Here is a 4,034-nt window from a genome sequence, read left to right on the forward strand (position 1 = left end):
GTTTTTACACAGGTATCTCTCTATTTTTTTGTCCGCGCTCGCAGTGTTGCTGAGACCGCTTTAGTCTAAACTCCAGTGAATATATTGAGGACAGTTACCAAAACTTTGTCCCACTTCCACATCAAAGCCATCTGCATGAGTTGCTGTAACAGTGCCATTCAAGCGATTACGACGACGAGTATGTAGTTCTATGCCGAGAAAGCCAATATCGATTCCGTTGACAAGGGTAATTATTAAGGGGTCGCCAAATAGAGGTTTAGCTGTAACCTTGAAGATGCGATCGCTTGGCGAGGAAAGAAATCCCGGTTCCCCCACCAAAATCGAAGCCCAAGGATTACCTGCCCCATCCACCGTACCTACTATCACATAGGGAAGTTGGGTGAAGAACTGCCGAAACTGGTCGGGGAGATATTCTCGAATCACTCGCCGTCCTTGCTTATCCATCCGTTCCTGTGCGCCTAATCGAGCTTGGATTGCCAGTTCCCCCGCGTGAAATGGCGATTCGGGATGTGACCAACCTGGATTTGCCATCTTGTTTTCCTTTGAGATTATGGCTTGAAACTGAAATTAGCTCATAGAGACTTTTACCATATTTGCTGCTTCCTCAATTAATTGCTTCAGCTTTGGCATAGGCTCGTTTGACTGCTGGACGGTTCTGGATGGAATCAAACCAGCGTTTGACGTTGGAGAAATCATTCAGATTGATCTGTTGACGCTCATAAGGGACAATCCAAGGGTAAGCTGCCATATCTGCGATAGAATATTTCCCTGTAATGTATTCCCTATTACTTAATTGTTTATCTAATACTCCGTATAATCGTTCTGTCTCTTTGAGGTATCGATTAATTGCATAGGGGATTTGTTCAGGTGCATACTGAGTAAAATGATGATTTTGACCTAGCATGGGTCCAAGTCCGCCCACTTGCCAGAACAACCACTGCATTGTCTCTAATCGCTCTCTAATATTGTTTGATAGAAACTTTCCAGTTTTTTCCGCTAGGTATTGTAATATTGCGCCTGATTCAAATACGCTGATTGGTTCGCCGCCATCGGCAGGCTTATGATCCACGATGGCAGGGATTCGGTTATTGGGCGATATCTGCAAGAAAAATGGCTGGAATTGGTCGCCTTTACCGATGTTGATCGGATGAATTCTGTAAGCTTGTTCAGCTTCTTCCAAAAAAATGGAAATTTTGTGACCGTTGGGAGTTGTCCAATAGTAAAGGTCAATCATGGTTGCTCCTAAAGATTAACTACCCATGTTCGATAGATATTTATAAAATGACAATTATCATGCTCTAAATACCTAGCATTGGAATATAGCCAGGTAGTTGCTGAACGCGATCGCTCCAAGCAATTACATGGGGATAAGCATCAAGGTCAATTTTACCATCTCGTGCCAAGGCTACATAAGGAAAAAGGGATTATTTGCACAATAGGGGGAATTGATAAGTTACTGCGATGTCTCAAAATCCTTCCATAAATGAATCATCTGGTAGGGGAATAAACTCTGTTTCCGTTGGTACTTGATCAAAGCGTCCTTCCTTCCAGTCAATTTTCGCTTGTTCGATGCGCTCCGGACGGCTGGAAACAAAATTCCACCATTTGTAACGCTGCCCGACTGGTTCGCCACCAATAACAATACAACGCGCTTCGGCATTCGAGGTAATTTCTACAGAAGCACCTGACTTTAAAATAATTAAAGAGTGTTGCTCAATAGGTTCACCATCAATGGCAATTCCAGGAGTGACGCTGTATATTGCTTGCTCGCTATATTCGGAATTGAGAGTAAAACTGGCATTTAGGTCAAATTTTACGTCCAAATAAAGCATTGGTGAAAAGGTTTTGACGGGAGATTCGTATCCGCAAGCTTTTCCGGCAATTAAGGTTACAGAGGTGCCGTTGCTGTTCCATTGGGGAAGGCTACTTGCTGAATAATGGTGAAAGGAAGGGGAAACTTCTTCGTATTCTTCGGGAAGCGCTATCCAAGTTTGAATTGCGTGGAGCGTAGCTTCTTGAATACGGGTATTTTCTGGAGTCCGCTCTGAATGAACAATACCGCTTCCTGCTGTCATCCAATTAACTTCCCCAGGACGAATTTCTTGGACAAATCCCAAACTGTCGTGGTGTAATAACGTTCCTTCAAATAAATAAGTAACCGTCGCCAAATTTATGTGCGGGTGTGGACGCACGTCAACCCCTTTACCTGGGGGAAATGTTGCAGGTCCCAAATGGTCAAAAAAGATGAAAGACCCCACCATCGGTTGATTTTTGTTGGGAAGAAGTCGTCTAGCTTGAAATCCACCCAGGTCTTTGATGTGAGGTATTATTGTTTTCTCAATGTTATTGGACATTTGCCAAAGTACATAGCTGGTGACAGATACTTAAATGTTCCCATGAATCGATACTATTTAAATTATCGGTTACTAATTATTTAGATAAAATATGATTAATCTAGGTCACAGTTCATCTTTACAAGCCATATTACGATTTGTCAATCTAGCAATAGCGATTAAAGTAATTAAGCAAATAATAACAACTAAATCATCGCAAATTTAATGCTTAAAAGCAATTATGTCTCGTCCAAATTTTACTATCTTTGCCCAACACTATCTCTCAGTTTTACTAAGTGATTTTGGAGATATTTACCTCAACGAACCAATTCCTCGCAATCCAAATCTGAGAGTCTTCAAGCATCCCTCTCGATTTAACTGGGGAACTGAGTATCTCACAGCGATTACTGCTGGGAACAAGCGAATAATGGTCAGTCCAGAAGTAATCGGGGAAGCGGAACTTGTGGACGCACACCCTCTATCACTTCGCAAATGCTCCAAGGATTGACTGCACGAGCATCTGCGGTGGATATTCCAGGGGTTTACGAATTACCATCTGCTTTCTGCACAACCATTATCGCAACTAACGAACTTCCCCAAGATAGATCGACCCTGTGGCTGAGAATTTTGGGACGGGGAAGCACTCAAAGGCAGGCTATTCTGGAACTGTTTGCTTTAGATGACAATTATCTACACCGCACTGTTATTTTGCATCAGCTACGGCAATGGTATCGGTTTTTATTATCAGGTAAACTGGGGAAAGAATCCGCACGGCTGATGACATTATTAGCGATGATTGATGGAACGAGCAAAGAATAAAATTAATATTTTTTAACAAAAATTATTCCTCAATCAATTGTCTTTACAACGAGAAATAAAACCATGTTGGACTTAACAAGAATTCAAGAAATTGCTCAATCCTATTCTCCCCAAGAACTATTTGCAGCTTTAGTTTGGCAGCGTCAATTCAATAATTTCTATGGTGACAGAGTAATTACCGACCTTTCCCAACATTCAGAATTGTGGTGTAGCTTTTTGTTTACAAAACCAATTTTTGCTCCAGATGAAAATGGTTTGAGTTTTGGTGGTGTAATTGATACTTTAATTGCAATGGCAAATTATCATCCTATGCCAGAAGATAGTATCATCCACTTTGTGAACTATCCCGCAGATACCCTACATATCCTCACGGAAAATCAAGATACAAAGGTGTCTCAACTAGTAGATTTTGGCAAAAAATGGCAAGCAGATTCGGTGGATGTAACCGATGGTACGGATGAAAGTTATAGCTTTCGACTCAAACGGCAATTAAGATATCGGTTTGAAGGAGCATTATGGGGAGAGGATAAAAAACGCGATCGCGATGCAATTGTTATTTCCTATTGGTGGGATTAAATTTCAGCCAATCCTTCGTTCCGATATCGACCATCCGTGAGAAGATAAGTAGTTGCATAATAACTTTTAAATCAATCTAATTGGTCGCATGGAATTAGCAGAAATTATAGAGCAGCTTAAATATAACGAAACTAGAATCTTTCCCCGTGAAGCAGTGGAAGGTGCAATTTCAGAACAAACAGCTATTACACCTGTATTAATAGAAACATTAAAAGATTGTAAGAACAATTTAGATGAATTACTGGAAGATTCCGGTTATATTCTACCTCTGTATGTGCTGTATTTATTAGCGCAATTTCGAGAGAA

General features: G+C 41.1%; 7 protein-coding genes. 4 read left to right on the forward strand and 3 right to left on the reverse strand.

Annotation, left to right across the window (positions count from 1 at the left end):
- Positions 1–60 precede the first annotated feature (60 nt).
- The 3 genes from CK510_RS27315 to CK510_RS27330 all read right to left on the reverse strand — a co-directional run bounded on the left by CK510_RS27315 (position 61) and on the right by CK510_RS27330 (position 2,354).
- Positions 61–531 carry a pyridoxamine 5'-phosphate oxidase family protein gene (locus tag CK510_RS27315; RefSeq protein ID WP_143289463.1) on the reverse strand — a complete coding sequence of 157 codons (471 nt, stop codon included), beginning with the start codon at positions 529–531 and terminating at the stop codon, positions 61–63.
- A 73-nt stretch (positions 532–604) separates the two neighbouring features.
- Complete coding sequence (locus CK510_RS27320) at positions 605–1,234, reverse strand: glutathione S-transferase N-terminal domain-containing protein (protein ID WP_095724651.1); 630 nt, start codon at positions 1,232–1,234, stop codon at positions 605–607.
- 232 nt (positions 1,235–1,466) lie between these two features.
- Positions 1,467–2,354, reverse strand: a complete 888-nt coding sequence (locus tag CK510_RS27330) for a pirin family protein (protein WP_095724652.1) — start codon at positions 2,352–2,354, stop codon at positions 1,467–1,469.
- A gap of 220 nt (positions 2,355–2,574) precedes the next feature.
- Here CK510_RS27330 and CK510_RS27335 point away from each other — a divergent pair, with 220 nt between their 5' ends.
- From CK510_RS27335 to CK510_RS27350, 4 genes are all read left to right on the forward strand, one after another.
- Complete coding sequence (locus CK510_RS27335) at positions 2,575–2,841, forward strand: hypothetical protein (protein ID WP_095724653.1); 267 nt, start codon at positions 2,575–2,577, stop codon at positions 2,839–2,841.
- Positions 2,826–3,152 (forward strand): hypothetical protein, encoded by a 327-nt coding sequence (locus CK510_RS27340; protein ID WP_095724654.1) that lies wholly within the window; start codon positions 2,826–2,828, stop codon positions 3,150–3,152. The genes CK510_RS27335 and CK510_RS27340 overlap by 16 nt, the downstream gene beginning before the upstream one ends.
- 63 nt (positions 3,153–3,215) lie before the next feature.
- Positions 3,216–3,728 carry a hypothetical protein gene (locus tag CK510_RS27345; protein WP_095724655.1) on the forward strand — a complete coding sequence of 171 codons (513 nt, stop codon included), beginning with the start codon at positions 3,216–3,218 and terminating at the stop codon, positions 3,726–3,728.
- 88 nt (positions 3,729–3,816) lie between these two features.
- Positions 3,817–4,034, forward strand: a 218-nt coding sequence (locus CK510_RS27350) for a DUF1186 domain-containing protein (RefSeq protein ID WP_143289464.1), incomplete at its 3' end; no start/stop codon positions are given.

The sequence above is a fragment of the Brunnivagina elsteri CCALA 953 genome, from assembly GCF_002289455.1.
GTDB lineage: Bacteria > Cyanobacteriota > Cyanobacteriia > Cyanobacteriales > Nostocaceae > Brunnivagina > Brunnivagina elsteri.

Excerpts from the sequence above, each read along its gene's own strand:
- CK510_RS27335 (WP_095724653.1), top strand. The coding sequence starts at position 2,575 with ATGTCTCGTCCAAATTTTACTATCTTTGCCCAACACTATCTCTCAGTT.
- CK510_RS27320 (WP_095724651.1), bottom strand. The coding sequence starts at position 1,234 with ATGATTGACCTTTACTATTGGACAACTCCCAACGGTCACAAAATTTCC.
- CK510_RS27315 (WP_143289463.1), bottom strand. The coding sequence starts at position 531 with ATGGCAAATCCAGGTTGGTCACATCCCGAATCGCCATTTCACGCGGGG.
- CK510_RS27330 (WP_095724652.1), bottom strand. The coding sequence starts at position 2,354 with ATGTCCAATAACATTGAGAAAACAATAATACCTCACATCAAAGACCTG.
- CK510_RS27345 (WP_095724655.1), top strand. The coding sequence starts at position 3,216 with ATGTTGGACTTAACAAGAATTCAAGAAATTGCTCAATCCTATTCTCCC.
- CK510_RS27340 (WP_095724654.1), top strand. The coding sequence starts at position 2,826 with ATGCTCCAAGGATTGACTGCACGAGCATCTGCGGTGGATATTCCAGGG.